Origin of the sequence: Streptomyces humicola (assembly GCF_024436035.1) — a bacterium.
GTDB lineage: Bacteria > Actinomycetota > Actinomycetes > Streptomycetales > Streptomycetaceae > Streptantibioticus_B > Streptantibioticus_B humicola.
The window spans coordinates 179759-198493 of record NZ_JANFNG010000010.1 but is presented as its reverse complement, the minus strand read 5'-3'; the positions used below and the strand labels follow the sequence as shown (position 1 = coordinate 198493).

Sequence of the window (18735 nt, the reverse complement as noted above, 5' to 3'; positions counted from 1 at the left end):
TAACCACATCGATGACGTGCGGTCAGTACCGCGTACACAGACAGTGCGAAAAACGCTGGACACCGACGGCCCCGCCGCAGCGGACTGCGACGGGGCCGTACGGGTGCGCGGCGGGCGGAGGGCGAACAGTAGAGGCAGGGGTCAGCCGCGGGATGCGCGGTTGACGGCGGAGACGACCGCCGTGATCGAGGCGCGCACGATGTTGGCGTCGATGCCGACGCCCCACAGCACCTTGCCGTCGATGGCGCACTCGATGTACGCGGCAGCCTGGGCGGCCGCGCCCTCGCTCATCGTGTGCTCGACGTAGTCCAGCAGCCGCACGTCGACGTCGATCGCGGCCAGCGCGTCGAAGAAGGCGGCGAGCGGGCCGTTGCCCGAGCCGCTCAGCACCGTCTCAGTGCCGTCGACGACCGCCTCGACGGTGAGCGCGTCGTGGCCGCCCGAGGTGGTCGAGGTCTGCGCGGAGCGCAGCGCGATGCGGCCCCAGGGGTTGTCCGGGGTGGGCAGGTACTCGTCGCGGAAGACCTCCCAGATCTGCGCCGGGGTGACCTCGCCGCCCTCCGCGTCGGTCTTCGCTTGGATGATCTTCGAGAACTCGATCTGCATCCGGCGCGGCAGGTCCAGCTTGTGGTCGTTCTTCAGGACGTAGGCGATACCGCCCTTGCCGGACTGGGAGTTGACGCGGATGACCGCCTCGTAGGTGCGTCCCACGTCCTTGGGATCGATCGGCAGGTAGGGCACCGCCCACTCGATCTCGTCGACCGTCTTGCCCTGCGAGGCCGCATCGGCCTCCAGCGCCTCGAAGCCCTTCTTGATGGCGTCCTGGTGGGAGCCGGAGAAGGCGGTGTAGACCAGGTCGCCCGCGTAGGGGTGGCGCGGGTGGACCTCCATCTGGTTGCAGTACTCGGCAGTGCGACGGATCTCGTCGATCTGCGAGAAGTCGATCATCGGGTCGACGCCCTGGGAGAACAGGTTCATCCCCAGCGTGACCAGGTCGACGTTGCCGGTCCGCTCGCCCTGGCCGAACAGGCAGCCCTCGATCCGGTCCGCCCCGGCCATGATCGCCAGCTCGGCGGCGGCGACGGCAGTGCCCCGGTCGTTGTGCGGGTGAACCGACAGGCAGATGTGCTCCCGGCGCGAGAGGTTGCGCGACATCCACTCGAAGCGGTCGGCGTGCGTGGACGGCGTCGAACGCTCCACCGTGGCGGGCAGGTTGAGGATGATCTCGCGGCCCTCCTCGGGCTGCCAGACGTCCATCACTGCCTCGCAGACCTCCAGCGCGAAGTCCAGTTCCGTGTCGGTGAAGATCTCCGGGCTGTACTGGTAGCCGAAGACCGTACGGTCGCCGAGGATCTTCTCCGCGTACTCCATCACCAGCCGGGTGCCGTCGACCGCGATCTGCTTGGTCTCCTCACGCCCGCCACGGAAGACGACGCGCCGGAAGAGCGGCGCCGTGGCGTTGTACATGTGCACGGTCGCGCGCGATGCGCCGACCAGCGATTCGACGGTGCGCTCGATCAGCTCCTCGCGCGCCTGGGTCAGGACGGAGATCGTCACGTCGTCCGGGATCGCGCCCTCTTCGATGATGGAGCGCACGAAGTCGAAGTCGGTCTGGCCGGAGGAGGGGAAGCCGACCTCGATCTCCTTGTAGCCCATCGTCACCAGCAGGTCGAACATCGCGCGCTTGCGGGCGGGCGACATCGGGTCGATCAGCGCCTGGTTGCCGTCGCGCAGGTCGGTCGACAGCCAGCGCGGGGCCTTGGTGATGCGGTTGTCCGGCCAGGTGCGGTCGGGGATGTCCACGGCCTCGTACGGGCCGTACTTGTGGATCGGCATCCCGGAAGGCTGCTGCCGTACGGTCGTGGCGGTGATCGGGGTGGGGCGGCCGACAGCGTTCGGCGTACTCATGCTGGGGTCTCCAGAGTCGTTGGCTCGAGACGGCCGACGGTGGGGCAGCACCGAACTCCGCGGGGAGGGGGTCGGCCTCGACTACAGGCCCTCGCCGCGGCAGCTAAGGAGAAGCAGCCCGAAACGCATGATGCGTTGCAGCTTATCCGACGCTTCCGTGGCGCGCACTGAACGAGCCCGTGTCTCTCAGTATGCAAGACGGCGCGGCGACACGACGGCCGCGACCAGTGACAATGCGGCTACGGAGTGCCAGATTGCCGATCATGGCCTTCACTTGCGCATCGTCCGTGTTCTGCACGATCGTCCCGCCGCACTTGCTGGAGCGGCTCGCCCGGCACGAGGACCCGGAGCTCCACCATCCGGCCCGCCGCTCCCTCCGGCTGGACGCCGAGCACCGCGACCGCCGCCGGATCGCCGTCCGGTCCTCGGGGGCGTCCAAGCCGTCGCCCGGGGCGGACGATTCGCCGCGGCGCACGCTCTATGACGCGCGGCACCACCAGACGCTGCCCGGCACCGAGGTGCGCGCCGAGGGCGGCAAGCCGAGCGCCGACGCCTCCGTCAACCGCGCCTACGACGGCCTCGGTGCGACCTTCGACTTCTATCTGACGGCGTACGGCCGGCATTCCGTGGACGGCGCCGGGCTGCCGCTGGACGCGTCGGTCCACTACGGCGAGGGCTACGACAACGCATTCTGGGACGGATCCCAGATGGTCTTCGGCGACGGCGACGGCAAGATCTTCAAGGACTTCACCATCCCGGTGGACGTCATCGGCCACGAGCTGACGCATGGCGTGACCCAGTTCAGCGCCAATCTCACCTATGAGGGCCAGTCCGGTGCGCTCAACGAGTCGGTCTCCGACGTCTTCGGCTCGCTGATCAAGCAGTACGCGCTGCGGGAGAGCGCCCAGGACGCCGACTGGCTCATCGGCAAGGGGCTGTTGGAGCCCGGTGTGCACGGTGTGGCGCTGCGCTCGATGCAGGCGCCGGGCACGGCGTACGACGACCCTCGCCTGGGCAAGGACCCGCAGCCGGCCCATATGGACCAGTACGTGCGCACCAGTGACGACAACGGCGGTGTGCACATCAACTCCGGCATCCCCAACCACGCCTTCTATCTGCTGGCGACGGCCCTCGGCGGGTACGCCTGGGAGCGCGCGGGCCGGATCTGGTACGACGCGCTCACCGGCGGGCAGCTCCGCTCGGCTGCGGATTTCGCGACCTTCGCCGGGGTGACGGTGGCCGCGGCGCAGGCGCGCTTCGGCGACGGCGAGGAGAAGCAAGCGGTGCTCGCGGCCTGGTCAGGGGTGGGCGTGACGCCCGCCCCGCACGGCGCACCGCTCCCGCACCAGGCAGCCGCGCCGGAAGGTGCGGAATCGGCCCCTCAGGGGTAGACATCGGTCATGCGCATCGCGGTGACCCGTACCGGCGGCTTCGCCGGCATCACGCGGAAGGCCGAACTGGAGACCGCCGGCCGGCCGGACGCCCCGCAGCTGACGGACCTGGCCCGCGCCGCCTTGGCCGCGGGCCGGTCCGCCGCGCCGCCGGGCGCGCGCGACGCCTTCCAGTACGAGATCACGATCGGCGACGCCACGATCCACTGCGCCGACCCGGAGGTGAGCGAGGCCCAGCGGGCGCTGATCCGGGCAGTGCTGAGTGCCGAGCCAGGACGCCCGGAGGACGAGGTCTAGAAACCGAGCTTGCGCAACTGCTTGGGGTCGCGCTGCCAGTCCTTCGCCACCTTGACGTGCAGGTCGAGGAAGACGGGGGTGCCCAGCAGCGCCTCGATGTGGCGGCGGGACTTGGTGCCCACGTCCTTCAGTCGGGCGCCCTTGGGGCCGATGATGATGCCCTTCTGGCTGGGCCGCTCGATGTAGACGGTGGCGTGGACGTCGAGCAGCGGCTTGTTCTCCGGGCGGCCTTCGCGCGGCAGCATCTCCTCGACGACGACCGCGATCGAATGCGGCAGCTCGTCGCGCACGCCTTCCAGCGCCGCCTCGCGGATCAGCTCGGCGACCATGACCTGCTCGGGCTCGTCGGTCAGATCGCCCTCGGGGTAGAGCGCCGGGCCCTCGGGCAGCAGCGGCACGAGCAGGTCGGCGAGGAGCGCCACCTGGTTGTCTCCGACCGCGGAGACGGGAACGATCTCGGACCACTCGATGCCGAGCTCCTTGCCGAGCTGGTCGACGGCGATCAGCTGGGACGCGAGCTGCTCGGGATCGACCAGGTCGGTCTTGGTGACGATCGCGACCTTCGGCGTCTTCTTGATCCCGGCGAGCTCCTTGGCGATGAACCGGTCGCCGGGGCCCAGCTTCTGGTCGGCGGGCAGGCAGAAGCCGATCACATCCACCTCGGCCCACGTGGCCCGCACGATGTCGTTGAGCCGCTCGCCGAGCAGCGTACGCGGCTTGTGCAACCCAGGGGTGTCGACGAGAACGAGCTGCGCATCGGGGCGGTGGACGATGCCGCGCACGGTGTGCCGGGTGGTCTGCGGCCGGGTGGAGGTGATGGCCACCTTGGTGCCGACGAGAGCGTTCGTCAGGGTGGATTTGCCCGCGTTGGGCCGCCCGACGAAGCAGGCGAAACCGGCCCGGTGCGTGGTGGAGGAGGAGTCTGTGCGAACGCTCATGCCGCCCATTCTCCCCGATCAGCGGGGCGGCTTTGACCGTACCCGGCCTCAGCCCGCCGTGAGGGTGGCGCGCACCTCGCCGTCCGGGCCGGCCAGCAGGATGGGGGTGGCCGGGCCGCCCAGGTCCCGTACGGCGGCGCGGTCGGCGTCGGAGGCGGACACCGCCTCGGTGACGACGGCCGCGGCCTCCAGCGACGTGGCGCCGCTCGCCACCGCCATCGCCACGGCGGTCTGCAGGGCGCTCAGCTTCAGCGAGGCGAGCGCGACCGAGCCCGCAACGTACGTACGTCCCGTCTCGTCCCGCACCGCAGCGCCCTCGGGCACTCCATTGCGAGCACGCGTGGAGCGCGCGAGAGTGATGATCTTGCGGTCCTGTGGATCAAGCGTTGCGGCATCGCTCATGGAGGCGAGCATATGCGGGTCGCTGCCGCTACTCCTCGCCGGGCTCCGGGGCCGCGGGCCCGACCGGGGAGACGACGACCGTGCCGATGCGGTTGCGGCGTCCCGAGGGCGACTCCGCGGTCAGGCGCAGCGCCGTCGGGGCGTCCGGCGCGCCGGACGACGAGGCGTCCGCGGGCAGGACGACGACGGTGGTGGCACCGGGGATCGGCACGCGGCCGAGCCACTTGGCGAGCAGGCCGCCGACGGTCTCGACGTCCTCGTCGTCCAGCTCGACCCCGTAGAGCTCCCCGAGGTCGCCGATGTCGAGGCGTGAGGTGACGCGGTACCTGCCGTCCCCGAGGTCCTCGACCGGGGGCAGTTCGCGGTCGTACTCGTCGGTGATCTCGCCGACGATCTCCTCGAGGATGTCCTCGATGGTGACGATGCCTGCGGTGCCGCCGTACTCGTCGATGACGACGGCGACGTGGTTGCGGTCCTTCTGCATCTCGCGCAGCAGGTCGCCGGCGTTCTTGGTGTCGGGGACGAAGGTGGCGGGCCGCATCACCGTGGCGACCAGGTCGGCCTCGGATTCGCGGTTGATGTGCACCCGGCGGGCCAGGTCCTTCAGGTAGACGATGCCGACGACGTCGTCCTCGTTCTCGCCGGTGACCGGGATGCGGGAGAAGCCGCTGCGCAGCGCGAGCGTGAGCGCCTGGCGCAGTGTCTTGTAGCGCTCGATCATGACGAGGTCGGTGCGCGGCACCATCACCTCGCGGACGATGGTGTCGCCGAGTTCGAAGACCGAGTGCACCATGCGGCGCTCCTCGTCCTCGATGAGCGAGTCCTTCTCGGCGAGGTCGACCAGCGCGCGCAGTTCCGCTTCGGAGGCGAACGGGCCCTGGCGGAACCCCTTGCCTGGTGTCATGGCGTTACCGATGAGGATGAGCAGCTTGGGGATCGGGCCCATGATCCCGGCGAGCGGCATCAGCACGTACGCGGCCACGGTGGCGGTGTTGAGCGGGTGCTGGCGGCCGATGGTGCGCGGCGAGACGCCCACGGCGACGTAACTGACGAGCACCATCACGGCGATCGCCACCAGCACCGCCTGCCAGGTCTGGTGGAAGGAGCGCAGGCTGACCACCGTGATCAGCACCGCAGCCGCCATCTCGCATGCAACGCGCAGCAGCAGTGCGACGTTGAGGTAGCGGGTGGGGTCGGAGGCGACGGCGAGCAGCTTGGCGCTGCCGCGCCGCCCGGCCCGTACCGCCTCCTCGGCGCGGAAGCGGGAAGTGCGGGCGATGCCGGCCTCGGCGCACGCCGCCAGCCAGGCGACGACGACCAGAAGAACGCTTGCGACGATCATGGCGCTCATGGCGCGCTCGTCAGTGGACGGTCGGGGCCGGCGAGGGCCCTTCGAGGCCGCGTTCGGCTCGCCAGTCGTCGAGGATCGCCTTCTGCAGGCCGAACATCTCGGCCTTCTCGCCCGGCTCCTCGTGGTCGTAGCCGAGCAGGTGGAGCACGCCGTGGATGGTGAGCAGCTGCAGCTCCTCGTCCATCGAGTGCTTCGTCGGCGCGGCCTCACCCTGTTTCTTGGCGACCTCGGGGCAGAGCACGATGTCGCCGAGCAGCCCCTGCGGCGGCTCGTCGTCGTCCTTGCCGGGCGGGCGCAGCTCGTCCATCGGGAAGGACATCACGTCGGTGGGGCCCGGCAGGTCCATCCACTGGCGGTGCAGCTGCTCCATGGCGGCGGCGTCCACCGCGATCACCGAGAGCTCGGAGAGCGGGTGGATGCGCATGCGCTGGAGGGCGTAGCGGGCGGCGTCGAGCACCGACGGTTCGTCGATCTCCCAGCCGGACTCGTTGTTGACGTCGATCGCCATGGTGCGGGTGGTTACTTTCCTCTGGTGTCGTGGCCGTGGGGAGGGCGGGCGTCGGTGCGCCGGCTGTCGCGGGAGCCGCGGCCGTCGTGGCCCTGCAAGCTGTCGTAGGCCTCGTAGGCGTCGACGATCCGGCTCACCAGCTTGTGGCGGACCACGTCTGTGCTGGTCAGACGGGAGAAATGGACATCCTCGACGCCTTCGAGGATCTCCTGCACCTGACGCAGGCCGCTCTTGGTGCCGCCGCCGGGCAGGTCGATCTGCGTGATGTCGCCCGTGATGACGATCTTGGAGTCGAAGCCGAGCCGGGTGAGGAACATCTTCATCTGCTCGGGGCTGGTGTTCTGCGCCTCGTCGAGGATGATGAACGCGTCGTTGAGGGTGCGGCCGCGCATGTACGCGAGCGGGGCGACCTCGATCGTGCCGTTCGCCATCAGCCGCGGGATCGAGTCCGGGTCGATCATGTCGTGCAGCGCGTCGTAGAGCGGGCGCAGATACGGGTCGATCTTCTCGTAGAGCGTGCCGGGCAGGAAGCCGAGCCGCTCGCCGGCCTCGACGGCGGGGCGGGTGAGGATGATCCGGTTGACCTGCTTGGACTGCAGGGCCTGCACGGCCTTGGCCATGGCCAGGTAGGTCTTGCCGGTGCCGGCCGGGCCGATGCCGAAGACGACGGTGTGCTTGTCGATCGCATCGACATAGCGCTTCTGGTTGAGCGTCTTGGGGCGGATGGTACGACCGCGGGCGGAGAGGATGTTCTGGGTGAGCACCTGCGACGGCGTCTCAGCGGCCGCCGCCTCGCTCGCTTCCGCGCTGCCGTTCTGCCGGAGCATGGCGATCGACCGCTCCACTGCGTCCTCCGTCATGGGTGCGCCGGTGCGCAGCACCAGCATCATCTCGTCGAAGAGGCGCTGCACAAGAGCGACTTCGCCGGCATCTCCGGCAGCGCTGACCTCATTGCCACGGACATGGATGTCGACGGTCGGGAAGGCCCGCTCGATCACTCGCAGGAGTGAGTCACCCGATCCCAGGACTGTGACCATGGGGTGCTTGGCCGGTACGACGAAGTGGGCGCGCGCCTTCGATTCCTGCGTGTCTGTCTGAGTCATGGGCCGGCTCTGAGGCCTACTGGTCCCGCCTTCGTGTGCTCGACATGCCCGTGAGGGCCTGGGGTTCAAGGGTACGACGGGACGGGACCGGGCCCGAGCGGTTTTACGGGTGGGTTTCCACTCCGCGAAGGCCGGCCTCACTGTCGGTGACCTCCTGTCGCGCATCGAGGGCGGGCGTCACCCGTGATCGGCCCGCGTGTTCATGATCAGCCCGCGTGGTCAGGGCCGGCGGAAGCCGATCGTCGGGACGGCGCGGCGCAGCGGCCAGGGGCGGGCAGCGGTGGGCAGGAGGTCGTCGAGGAAGGCATAGCGGCGCAGCGCCTCGCGGTCTTGGTCGTCGTAGGCCTTGGCGTGCTGCCACCAGTGCGCGATCTCGATCCAGCCGGGTGCGGAGAGCGAGCCGCCGAACTCCTGGACCGACAGTGCCGCGGTCAGGCTCGCGAAGGCGAGGCGGTCAGCGAGCGGCCAGCCCGCCAGGGAGCCGGTGACGAAACCCGCGACGAAGACGTCGCCGGCGCCGGTGGGGTCGAGCGCCTCGACGGTGAGGGCGGGCACCTCGGCGGTCTCGCCCGCCGCGGAGTCGACCGCGTAGACGCCCTCGTCCCCGAGGGTCACCACGGCCAGCGGTACTAGCTCGGCGAGCCTGCGGGCGGCTTCGCGCGGGCAGTCGGTGCGCATATAGCGCATCGCCTCCACCGCGTTGGGAAGGAAGGCGTCGCAGTGCCGCAGGTCGGCGAGGTCGTCGGGGTCCCAGCGCCCCGAGTCGTCCCAGCCGACGTCAGCGAAGATGCGGCCGCCGCGCGCGGCGGCGAGCGCGATCCACTCCTGGCGGGGCATACCCGGGTGGAGGGTGGCTACGCAGGCGCGGGACGGGGGCGGGCACGGCGGCGCGGGCTCCTCGGGCGGCGGGGCCTCGTGACCGTGGCTGACCATCGTCCGCTCGCCCTCGTACGCCATGGAGACGGTGACCGGCGAGTGCCAGCCCGGGACCTTGCGGGAGAGCGAGAGGTCGATGCCCTCGTCGCGCTCCAGGCTCTCCCAGCAGTAGTCGCCGTACATGTCGTCGCCGAAGGCGGCGGCGAGGGAGGTGCGCAGGCTCAGGCGGGCGAGGGCCGTCGCCATGTTGGCGATCCCGCCGGGGCTCGATCCCATGCCGCGGGCCCAGGTCTCGGTGCCACGCACAGGCGCACGGTCCAGACCGGTGAAGATGATGTCGAGGAAGACGGTGCCCGTCAGATACACGTCGGTCGCCGGGTCACCCTTGGAGCGGACCGTGGCGAGCGGGTCGAGGACAGGCCGGTCTGACACGGGGCCTTCTCCTTCCTGTGCCTTCCTCTTCCCCCGACAGACGCGACAAGTCCATCACAGACAGGACACGGACAGGGAAAGCGGTGACGCAGACGCATGAGGCTCACGATTCTCGGCGGCGGGGGTTTCCGGGTTCCGCTGGTGTACCGGGCGCTGCTGGAGGACAGCGCCTCGGGGGCGCCCGGCGCGTGCGAGGAACTCGTGCTGTACGACACCGACCGGGCACGGCTGGGGGTGATCGCCTCCGTCCTCGCCGCGCAGGCGGCCGGCGTGCCGGGCGCGCCTGCCGTGCGGATCGCGGACGGCCTGGACGACGCCCTGCGCGGCGCGGACTTCGTCTTCTCGGCCATCCGGGTGGGCGGCATGGCGGGCCGGGCGTGCGACGAGCGGATCCCGCTGGCGGAGGGCGTGCTGGGTCAGGAGACGGTGGGCGCGGGCGGGGTGCTGTACGGGCTGCGGACGCTGCCGGTCGCGGTCGCCATCGCCGAGCGCGTGGCGGCGGTTGCACCACACGCATGGGTGATCAACTTCACCAATCCGGCGGGGATGGTGACCGAGGCGATGTCGCGGGTCTTGAAGCAGAGGGGCCTGAAGCAAAGCGGCCTGACGCACAAGGGCTGGGGCGCGCGCGTGATCGGGATCTGCGACTCGCCGGCGGGCCTGGTACGGCGGACGGCGCGGGCGGCGGGCGCGGCGCCGGAGGGGGTTGCGTACGACTACGTTGGCCTCAACCACCTCGGCTGGCTGCGGCGCCTGACAGCCCCGGACGGGCGGGAGCTGCTGCCGCAGCTGCTCGCAGACGACGCGGCGCTGGGGTCCTTCGAGGAGGGGCGTCTGTTCGGCGCGGAGTGGCTGCGCACGCTCGGCTCGATTCCCAACGAGTACCTGCACTACTACTACTTCACGCGCGAGGCGGTCGCGGCGGCGCGTGCGGCGGAGGCAACGCGCGGGGAGTTCCTCGACCGTCAGCAGGCGGCGTTCTTCGCCGAGGCCGCGGCGGCGGATCCGGCGGGCGCGCACGCGGCGTGGGAGCGGACGCGGCTGGAGCGCGAGGAGACCTACATGGCGGAGAGCCGGGAGGCGTCGGGGGGCTGGCAGCGCGACGCGCAGGACCTGGACGGCGGCGGCTACGACCGCGTGGCGCTGGCCCTGATGCGGGCGATCGCGCGAGGTGAGCGCACGCGGCTGATTCTCAACGTTCCGAACGGCACGACGGTCCCGGCGCTGGACGCGGACGCCGTCATCGAGGTTCCGTGCGAGGTGGGCGCCGACGGCGCCCGGCCGATGCCGGTGGCCGCGCCCGACGACCATCAGGCGGGCCTGATGCTGTCGGTGAAGGCGGTCGAGCGCGCCACGATCGAGGCGGCGCAGAGCGGATCGCGCCGCGCGGCGCTGCGCGCCCTCGCCCTCCACCCGCTCGTCGACTCGGCGGCGGTCGCGTCGCGGATCCTTCAACGGGCGCAGGTGCCCGGGCTCAGCCGTCCGTGAATGCCGTGAACGTGTGCCCGTCCACCTCGGCCAGATAGGCGGCGCGCGTGGTCTCGTCGAGGAACGCGGCGCGGAAGGAGTTGGCGGCGAGCCGGCGCAGCGTCTCGTCGTCGAGTGCAAGCGCCTCTCGGACCGCACGGAAATTGTCGTCGGCGTATCCGCCGAAGTAGGCGGGGTCGTCGGAGTTGACGGTGACCAGCAGCCCGGCATCCAGCATGCGCGGCAAGGGATGGCCGGCGAGGGTGTCGACGCACCGCAGCCGCACGTTGGACAGCGGGCAGACGGTCAACGGCACCTGGTCGCGGACCAGCCGCTCGACGAGTCCGGGATCCTCCAGGCAGCGCAGCCCGTGGTCGATCCGCTCCGCACCGAGGACGTCGAGCGCTTCACGGATGTACGAGGGCGGGCCCTCCTCGCCGGCGTGCGCGACGCGGCGCAGGCCCACTGCCGCTGCACGCTCGTACACCGCGCGGAACTTCGCGGGCGGGTTGCCGACTTCGGCCGAGTCGAGTCCGACACCGGCGATCCGGTGGAGAAAGGGTTGGGCGGCGTCGAAGACCTCCATCGCCGACTCTGCCGACTGGTCGCGCAGAAAGCACATGATCAGCTGTGTGGTGATGCCGTACTGCTGCTCGCTGCGGTCGAGCGCCCGGCACAGTCCCTCGATGACGGCGGCGACGGGAATGCCGCGCGCGGTGTGCGCCTGCGGGTCGAAGAAGATCTCGGCGTGCCGTACGCCCTGCTCCGCGGCGCGCGTGAGGTAGGCGTCGGCGAGCTCGCAGAAGTCGTCCTCGGTGCGCAACACGGCCATCAGCGCGTAGTAGAGGTCGAGGAATGACTGCAGATCCGTGAAGGAATACGCGCGGCGCAGCTCGTCGGTGGTCGCGTACGGCAGCGTCACGCCGTTGCGCTCGGCGAGGGCGAAGGCGAGCTCGGGTTCGAGGGTGCCTTCGATGTGCAGGTGGAGCTCGGCCTTGGGGACGGGCCGGTACCGGGGGCGGTGCGAGAGGAACGACACGGCGATCATCGTACGGGCCGCACCGTCCCGCTGGCCTCCGTGAGCGGCGCATGCGAGCAAGCGGAGGGGGCACCTCCCGCCGCAGGCAGGGGGGCCGGCCGGGGGAACGAGGCCGTCCGCGGACCGCGAGAAGGGGTCCCCGCGGAGCAGGGGGAGGCTATCTGCGCGGTGGCGGCGCAACCGCTTGAACCCTTTTGGGCCTAATCCCTCTTGGGCACGGCGATCCGGTCCAGGTCGCGAGCGATGGTGAGCTCGCCTGCGAACCCCGCCTCACGCGCCTGGCGTTCGAAGTCGGCGGGGTCGGCGTAGCGCTGGGAGAAGTGCGTGAGCACCAGGTGTCGGACGCCGGCGAACGCGGCGACGCGCGCCGCCTGCCCCACCGTCAGATGGCCGTGCTCGCTCGCGAGCGGTTCGTCCTCGTCGAGGAAGGTCGATTCGATGACGAGCAGGTCGCAGCCGGCCGCGAGGTCGAAGACCGCGTTGCACAGCCGGGTGTCCATGATGAACGCGAAGCACTGGCCGGAACGCGGCTCGCTGACGTCCTCCAGGAGCACGCCGCGCAGTTCGCCCTCCCGCTGCAGGCGACCGATGTCCGGCCCCTCGATGCCGAGCGACGCGAGGCGTTCGGGCAGCATCCGGCGGCTGTCCGGTTCGACGAGGCGGTAGCCGAAGGATTCCACGGGGTGGTCGAGCCTGCGTGCGGAAAGGGTGAACGCGGGCGGCGACGGCAGCACGCCGTCGTCGGCGACCGGCGCCTCATGCAGGATCACCGTCTCCCGGTACGCGGAGGCGTACCGCAGCCGTTCGAAGAACCGCTGACCGCTCGCCGGGTAGTGGGCGGTGACCGGGTGCGGGACGCGGTCCAGGTTGATGCGCTGGATCACACCCGCGAGGCCCAGGCTGTGGTCGCCGTGGAAGTGGGTGACGCAGATGCGGGTGAGGTCGTGGGCAGTGACGCCGGCGTGCAGCATCTGCCGCTGGGTGCCCTCGCCCGGGTCGAAGAGGATGCCCTCCGCGTCCCACCGCAGCACGTAGCCGTTGTGGTTGCGGTGCCGGGTCGGCACCTGGCTCGCGGTGCCGAGGACGATCAGCTCGCGTACGGACAAGAGACTCCATTGCGGCGCGCAGCGCCTCGTTTGAGGGTGGTGGGAGACGGGCGGGCCTACCCGGGAGGCCAGTTGAAGCCGCGGCCGCCGAGTACGTGGGCGTGGGCGTGCCACACGGTCTGGCCTGCGCCGCTGCCGGTGTTGAAGACGATGCGGTAGCCGGTGTCGTCCACCTTGTCCTCGGCGGCGACCGCGCCCGCTTCCCGCAGCAGGTCCGCGCACAGCTCGGGGGCCTGCTCCGCGAGCGTGCGGGCGTCGGGGTAGTGGACCTTGGGGATGACGAGAACGTGCGTGGGCGCCTGCGGGTTGATGTCGCGGAAGGCGACCGTGGTCTCGGTCTCCCGGACGATGGTCGCGGGGATGTCGCCCGTCACGATCTTGCAGAACAGGCAGTCGGCCTGCGGTTCTCCCGCCACGGCGGCGTCTCCCTCGTGGGTGTGTTTCCTACGGGCCGCATGTTACCGGGCCGCGTTGTCCTCGGTGGCGACGCGCCGCCGCAGCAGCAGGGCACCGGCGAAGCCCGGCGGCAGCGTCACTGCCCGGGCCTGGCCGGCGGCGTCTTTGCCGGCGTGGAGGCGAGGGCGTCGAGGGCCAGGCCGATGGCGGCGTCGAGCTGCCGGTCCCGGCCGGCGGCCCAGTCCTGCGGCGCCTGGACCACCTCGACGTCGGGGTCGACGCCGTGGTTCTCCACGCCCCACCCGTAACCGTCGAACCAGAAGGCGTACTTGGGCTGGGTGACGCTCGTGCCGTCGACGAGCTCGTAGCGCTGGTCGATGCCGATCACGCCGCCCCAGGTGCGGGTGCCGACGACCGGACCGATGCCGAGCGCCTTGATCGCCGCGTTGACGATGTCGCCGTCGGAGCCGGAGAACTCGTTGGCGACCGCGACGACCGGGCCGCGCGGGGCGTCCTGCGGGTAGCTCATCGGCTGCATGCCCCGCGCCAGGTCCCAGCCGACGATCCGCCGGGCCAGCTTCTCGACGACGAGCTGCGAGGTGTGGCCGCCGCGGTTCTCCCGTACGTCGACGACGAGCCCCTCTCTGGCGACCTCGACGCGCAGGTCGCGGTGGAGCTGAGCCCAGCCGGAGCCGACCATGTCGGGCACGTGCAGATAGCCGAGCCGTCCACCGGACTGGCGGTGGACGTAGGCGCGGCGATCCCGCACCCAGTCGTGGTAGCGCAGCGGCTCCTCATCTGAGAGCGGGACGACGACGACCGCGCGCGGTTCGCCGCCGGCCGCGGCGATGGTGAGCTCGACGGGCTTGCCGGCGGTGCCGATCAGCAGCGGTCCCGGGCCCGCGGCCGGGTCGAGCGGGTGGCCGTCGACGGCGAGGATCGCGTCCCCGGGCCGTACGGCGACGCCGGGCGCGGCGAGCGGGGAGCGGGCCTGTGGGTCGGAGCTCTCCGAGGGGAGCACGCGGTCGATGCGCCAGTGGCCGTCCTGGTGGCGGGAGATGTCGGCGCCGAGTAGGCCCTGACCGCACAGCCCGTCGCGGTGGCCGCCCGGAGGGGTGACGTAGGCGTGGGAGGTGCCGAGCTCGCCGTGGACCTCCCAGAGCAGGTCGACAAGGTCGTCGTGGGTCGCGACCCGGTCGAGCACCGGGCGGTAGCGTTCGAGGACGCCGTCCCAGTCGACGCCGGACATGTCGGCGCGCCAGAAGTTGTCGCGCATCAGGCGGCCCGCCTCGTCGTACATCTGGCGCCATTCGGCGGCCGGGTCGACGGTCAGGCGCAGCCGCGACAGGTCGACGGTGATGCTGTTGTCGCTCTCGTCCTCGTCGGAGCCCTTGCTGTCGGCGGGTACGACGCGCAGCTTGCCGCCGGTGTGCACGACGAGCCGTTCGCCGTCTCCGGTGACGGCGAAGTCGTCGACGTCGTCAGCGAGTTGGTCGAACTTCAGCCGTTCCAGGTCGTAGCGCTCCAGGCCGGTGGTGGGCGGCTGTGCCTGCGGCGTGGCGAGCGAGGAGCCGAGCACGCCCTGCAGCGGGTGGCGCAGCCACAGTACTCCGCCCTTGGCGGCGCGCAGCGTGGAGTACTGGGCGGCCTCGACGGGGAACGGCACGATGCGGTCGGCGAGGCCGTCGAGTTCCACGCGGGTGACGGGCGTGCGCGGGCTCTCCTCGCCCTCGTGCTCACCGTCGTGCCGCGAGTCGCCGTCGGACTTCTCCTCGCCCGCACCGCCGAGCGGGCGGCCGTGGCGTTGCGGACCGAACGGGGAGGGGGTGTCGGCGGCGAGTGTGATCAGGTGCGGGCGGCAGGCGTTGGGGAACGACAGGTCGAAGACGTGCGCGTCGTAGACGGGATCGAAGGCCCGCTCGGAGAGGAACGCCAAGTGTTTGCCGTCGGCGGTGAAGACGGGCGCGAAGTCGTTGAAGCGCAGCGGTGTCGCGTCGGCGACGGAGAGGGTCGCGGTGTTGGCGATCTTCAGCTGGCGCAGCGGTTCGGGCCCGGGGTGGGACCAGGCGAGCCAGCCGGAGTCGGGCGAGAAGGTGAGCCCCGAGGCGTCGCCGTGCTCGCTGGCGGCGACCTCGCGCACCTCGCCGGTCTCGCGTTCGACGAGCAGCACGCGGCCGTCGTGCGAGGCCACCGCGATGCGGCGGCCGTCGGGCGAGACGGCGAGATCCAGGACGCGGCCGAGGCGTCCTGCGGCGAGCCGGCGCGGCGCGGTGCCCGCGGGCCGTCCCGCCGCGGGGGCGAATTCGATTGCGTCCTCACCCTCGGCATCGGTGACCCACACGACCTGCGGTTCGGTGTCGGCGCCGCCCTGCGTGAAGGTGCGCGGCAGCCGGGCGCGCACTCCCGGCTGGGCGGCGAGGGCGCGGGAAGGGCCCTCGCGGTGGGTGAGCCAGTGGATGGCGCCGCGCACCTCGACGGCGCTGCCGCGGCCGGTGTGGTCGGGGTGGGCGTCGGCGAGGTAGTGGGCGGCGCGGATGGGGTGCGGCTGCTGGTCGGTGCGCTGGCCGCCGAGGCGCACGTCGAGCGGGCGCGGCTCGGCGTGCTCGTCCTCGAGGCTTTCGAGGACGTGGAGGCGGCCGGCCGAGGTGTAGACGACGCGGGTGCCGTCGGTGGCGGCGTGGCGGGCGTAGAAGGAGTCGAGGGGGCTGTGCCTGCGCAGGTCGGAGCCGTCGGAGAGGCTGGAGTAGAGGGCTCCGGTTCCCTCGTGGTCGGAGAGGAAGGCCACGCGGCCGCCGATCCACAGCGGGCATTCGATGTTGCCGTCGAGGTCGGCGTGGAGCCGCTCGAACTCGCCGTCACCGGTGCGGTCGATCCACAACTTGCCTGCGGTGCCGCCGCGGTAGCGCTTCCAGTGGGCGGCCTCGCGCCCCATCGTCGCCGACAGCAGCACCACGGCGCCGCCGGGCCCTTCCGCCCGTCGCCCACCACCCCCCTCAATGGAAGGCGCTTCGCGCCCGTCGAAAGCCACATCGCCGACCGGCCCGTACGGGAGCCTGCGCGCGGGCCCGCCGTCGACGGGGACGGCCCAGGCCCAGGTGCGGCGCAGCGTGGCCTGCCCGTAGGTGCTGATGGCGAGGATCTCGCCGTCCGGGGTCCAGCCGCGCACGGAGGTCTTGCCGCTGCCCCAGTACGTCAGCCGCCTGGTCCGGCCGCCGTCGACGGGCGCGACGTGGATCTCGGGCGCCCCGTCACGCGTGGAGGTGAAGGCGATGTGCTCGCCGTCCGGCGAGATGCGTGGGTGTGTGACGGGAACGTTGTCGGCACTCACCCGCCAGGCTCGGCCGCCGTCGAACGGCGCCGCCCAGACGTCGTCCTCGGCCGTGAACGTGATCAGGTCGCCGTGCGGGTGCGGATACCGGAGGTAGGAAGGCTGCGTCACCCTGGCCACATTAGCCACACAACGCCGATGCCACGAGGTGTTTCGTGATCGGCGAACGTCGGCAGCCGCGCCCCGTGTCAGCCCCAGCGGCCGGTGCGTGCCAGCAGCACCGCGGTGGCGGCGACCCCGGCGGTCGAGGTGCGCAGCACGCTCGGTCCGAGCCGGTACGGCCTGGCGCCCGCCGCCGCGAACGCATCGAGCTCGTCCGGGGCGACACCACCCTCGGGGCCGACGACGAGCACGATGTCGCCGTCGGCGGGCAGCGGCGCGGACGCGAGCGGTTCACCGCCCGCCTCGTGGAGCACGGCGCTGAGGGCCGCGCCGGAGAGCAACTCCGCGACCTGACGTGTCGTCATCAGGTCTGTCACGTCAGGGAACCGGAGCCGCCGCGCCTGCTTGCCGGCCTCCCGGGCGGTCGCCCGCCACTTGGCGAGCGACTTCGCGCCGCGTTCGCCCTTCCACTGGGTGATGCAGCGCGAGGCCGCCCACGGAACGATCACGTCGACCCCTGTCTCGGTCATCGTCTCGACGGCCAACTCGCCGCGGTCGCCCTTGGGAAGCGCCTGGACGACGGTGATGCGGGGCGCCGGCTCGGGCTCGGTGCGCAGCTCGGTGACGGCGACGTCGAGGCGGTCCTTGCCCTCGATGGCAGCCACCGTGCCGTATGCGCCGCTGCCCGCGCCGTCGGTGAGCACGATCTCCTCCCCCACCTGCAGCCGCCGCACCGACACCGCATGGCGTCCCTCGGGCCCGTCGAGCATCACGCGGCCGCCGCGCAGCGCCCCGGGCGCGACGACGAAAACGGGAGCGGTCACGGTCCCTCCCTTCGCCCCGCCGCGCCAGCGGCGACGGGCAACATCAGTGGCTTTGCCACGGGCAACATCAGTGGCTCCGCCACGGGCACGGCCGCGAGGCGCGAGGCGCGGGTTTCGTCGCCGCCTGCGGCCCGGTGGCCTCGCATGCGTCGCTCACAGCGTCGCTTCCGTGCTCAACGCCTGGCGCGCCGCCTCCAGTTCAGCGCTGAGCACCTCCACCAGCTGGGCCGCCGGCATCGCGCGGACGAGCCGGTGGCCCTGCCCTGCCCACAGCGCCATCGCCTGCGGGTCGCCGGCCGCGGCGGCCGCCTTGCGCAGCCCGGAGGTCAGGTGGTGCACCTGCGGATAGGCGGCCGGCGCGTACGGGCCGTGCTCACGGACGAAACGGTTGACCAGGCCGCGCGCCGGGCGTCCGGAGAAGGCGCGCGTCAACTCGGTGTGGGTGAAGACCGGATCGGTCATCGCCTGCTTGTGCAGCTCGTGCGCGCCGGACTCTGGGCACACCAGGAACGCCGTGCCCAGCTGCGCGGCGCTCGCGCCCGCCGCGAGCACCCCCGCGACCTGCCCGCCGCGCATGATGCCGCCCGCCGCGACGATGGGCAGCTGTATGGCCTCCCGTACCGCGGGGAGAAGGGAGAGCAGCCCCACGCCCGCCGCGTCGAGCCACGGGTCGTCGCGATGCGTGCTCTGGTGGCCGCCGGCCTCCACTCCCTGCACGCACACCGCGTCCGCGCCCGCCCACTGCGCCGCCTGCGCCTCGGCCACCGAAGTGACGGTGACGACGGTGTACGTCCCGGCGCGGGCGAACGCGTCGAAGACAGAACGCTCCGGGCAGCCGAAGGTGAAGCTGACCACCGGCACCGGGTCCTGGAGGAGGATCGCCACCTTCGCCTCGAACCCGTCGTCCAGACCGGAGTCGGGGTCGCCGAGCCGGGTGTCGTACCAGGCCGCCTCGCCGGCGAGCTGCTCGCGGTAGACGGCGACGGCCGAGGGGTCGGCGGTGCAGGGCTGCGGCATGAACAGGTTGACGCCGAAGGCGCGGGCGGTGAGCGTCCGCAGCGTCTTGATCTCCTGGTACATCGCCTCGGGCGTCTTGTACCCGGCAGCGAGGAACCCGAGGCCGCCGGCCTCGCTCACCGCAGCGGCGAGCTGCGGACAGGACGCTCCGCCGGCCATCGGGGCCTGGACGATCGGCAGCGGGGAGAGCTCGGTCAACGCGGGCATGGACACATCCTGTCACGCCCCTGTGACAGCGCCTCTCCCGCCC

General features: G+C 71.6%; 16 protein-coding genes. 3 read left to right on the top strand and 13 right to left on the bottom strand.

Going from position 1 to position 18735, the window contains the following annotated elements:
- Positions 1-141 precede the first annotated feature (141 nt).
- Complete coding sequence (leuA, locus tag NGB36_RS15705; RefSeq protein ID WP_255920891.1) at positions 142-1908, bottom strand: 2-isopropylmalate synthase; 1767 nt, start codon at positions 1906-1908, stop codon at positions 142-144.
- 263 nt (positions 1909-2171) lie between these two features.
- Between leuA and NGB36_RS15700 the strand changes: the two genes are divergently transcribed.
- Together NGB36_RS15700 and NGB36_RS15695 are read left to right on the top strand one after the other, a co-directional pair.
- A complete protein-coding gene (locus NGB36_RS15700) occupies positions 2172-3299 on the top strand; it encodes a M4 family metallopeptidase (RefSeq protein ID WP_255920890.1) in 1128 nt (375 codons plus the stop codon).
- A gap of 9 nt (positions 3300-3308) precedes the next feature.
- Positions 3309-3596 carry a protealysin inhibitor emfourin gene (locus NGB36_RS15695; RefSeq protein WP_255920889.1) on the top strand — a complete coding sequence of 96 codons (288 nt, stop codon included), beginning with the start codon at positions 3309-3311 and terminating at the stop codon, positions 3594-3596.
- Here NGB36_RS15695 and era read toward each other — a convergent pair.
- From era to NGB36_RS15665, 6 genes are all read right to left on the bottom strand, one after another.
- A complete protein-coding gene (gene era / locus NGB36_RS15690) occupies positions 3593-4534 on the bottom strand; it encodes a GTPase Era (RefSeq protein WP_255920888.1) in 942 nt (313 codons plus the stop codon). The two genes, NGB36_RS15695 and era, sit on opposite strands and share 4 nt — an antisense overlap.
- Positions 4535-4582: 48 nt before the next feature.
- Positions 4583-4936, bottom strand: a complete 354-nt coding sequence (locus tag NGB36_RS15685) for a cytidine deaminase-like protein (RefSeq protein WP_255920887.1) — start codon at positions 4934-4936, stop codon at positions 4583-4585.
- A gap of 28 nt (positions 4937-4964) precedes the next feature.
- Positions 4965-6278, bottom strand: a complete 1314-nt coding sequence (locus tag NGB36_RS15680) for a hemolysin family protein (RefSeq protein ID WP_372509453.1) — start codon at positions 6276-6278, stop codon at positions 4965-4967.
- A gap of 19 nt (positions 6279-6297) precedes the next feature.
- The gene (ybeY, locus tag NGB36_RS15675; RefSeq protein ID WP_255920885.1) at positions 6298-6795 is read right to left on the bottom strand and encodes an rRNA maturation RNase YbeY; all 498 of its coding nucleotides are present in this window, start codon (positions 6793-6795) and stop codon (positions 6298-6300) included.
- 11 nt (positions 6796-6806) lie between these two features.
- A complete protein-coding gene (locus NGB36_RS15670) occupies positions 6807-7898 on the bottom strand; it encodes a PhoH family protein (RefSeq protein ID WP_255920884.1) in 1092 nt (363 codons plus the stop codon).
- Positions 7899-8117: 219 nt separating this feature from the next.
- Positions 8118-9206 (bottom strand): carbohydrate kinase family protein, encoded by a 1089-nt coding sequence (locus tag NGB36_RS15665; RefSeq protein WP_255920883.1) that lies wholly within the window; start codon positions 9204-9206, stop codon positions 8118-8120.
- Positions 9207-9302: 96 nt separating this feature from the next.
- Here NGB36_RS15665 and NGB36_RS15660 point away from each other — a divergent pair, with 96 nt between their 5' ends.
- The gene (locus NGB36_RS15660; protein ID WP_255920882.1) at positions 9303-10694 is read left to right on the top strand and encodes a family 4 glycosyl hydrolase; all 1392 of its coding nucleotides are present in this window, start codon (positions 9303-9305) and stop codon (positions 10692-10694) included.
- On the opposite strand, the gene NGB36_RS15655 is transcribed toward NGB36_RS15660, so the two are convergent.
- The 6 genes from NGB36_RS15655 to NGB36_RS15630 form a co-directional block, all read right to left on the bottom strand.
- Positions 10681-11712 (bottom strand): adenosine deaminase, encoded by a 1032-nt coding sequence (locus NGB36_RS15655; RefSeq protein ID WP_255920881.1) that lies wholly within the window; start codon positions 11710-11712, stop codon positions 10681-10683. The two genes, NGB36_RS15660 and NGB36_RS15655, sit on opposite strands and share 14 nt — an antisense overlap.
- A gap of 200 nt (positions 11713-11912) precedes the next feature.
- On the bottom strand, positions 11913-12818 hold the full coding sequence (locus tag NGB36_RS15650) for a ribonuclease Z (protein ID WP_255920880.1): 906 nt from the start codon (positions 12816-12818) through the stop codon (positions 11913-11915).
- A gap of 56 nt (positions 12819-12874) precedes the next feature.
- The gene (locus NGB36_RS15645; RefSeq protein WP_255920879.1) at positions 12875-13234 is read right to left on the bottom strand and encodes a histidine triad nucleotide-binding protein; all 360 of its coding nucleotides are present in this window, start codon (positions 13232-13234) and stop codon (positions 12875-12877) included.
- A gap of 116 nt (positions 13235-13350) precedes the next feature.
- Positions 13351-16653, bottom strand: coding sequence for a S41 family peptidase (locus NGB36_RS15640; RefSeq protein ID WP_255920878.1), 3303 nt, complete (start codon positions 16651-16653; stop codon positions 13351-13353).
- 77 nt (positions 16654-16730) lie between these two features.
- Positions 16731-17468, bottom strand: a complete 738-nt coding sequence (locus tag NGB36_RS15635) for a 16S rRNA (uracil(1498)-N(3))-methyltransferase (RefSeq protein WP_255920877.1) — start codon at positions 17466-17468, stop codon at positions 16731-16733.
- A 153-nt stretch (positions 17469-17621) separates the two neighbouring features.
- On the bottom strand, positions 17622-18692 hold the full coding sequence (locus NGB36_RS15630) for a nitronate monooxygenase (protein ID WP_255920876.1): 1071 nt from the start codon (positions 18690-18692) through the stop codon (positions 17622-17624).
- Positions 18693-18735: the final 43 nt, after the last annotated feature.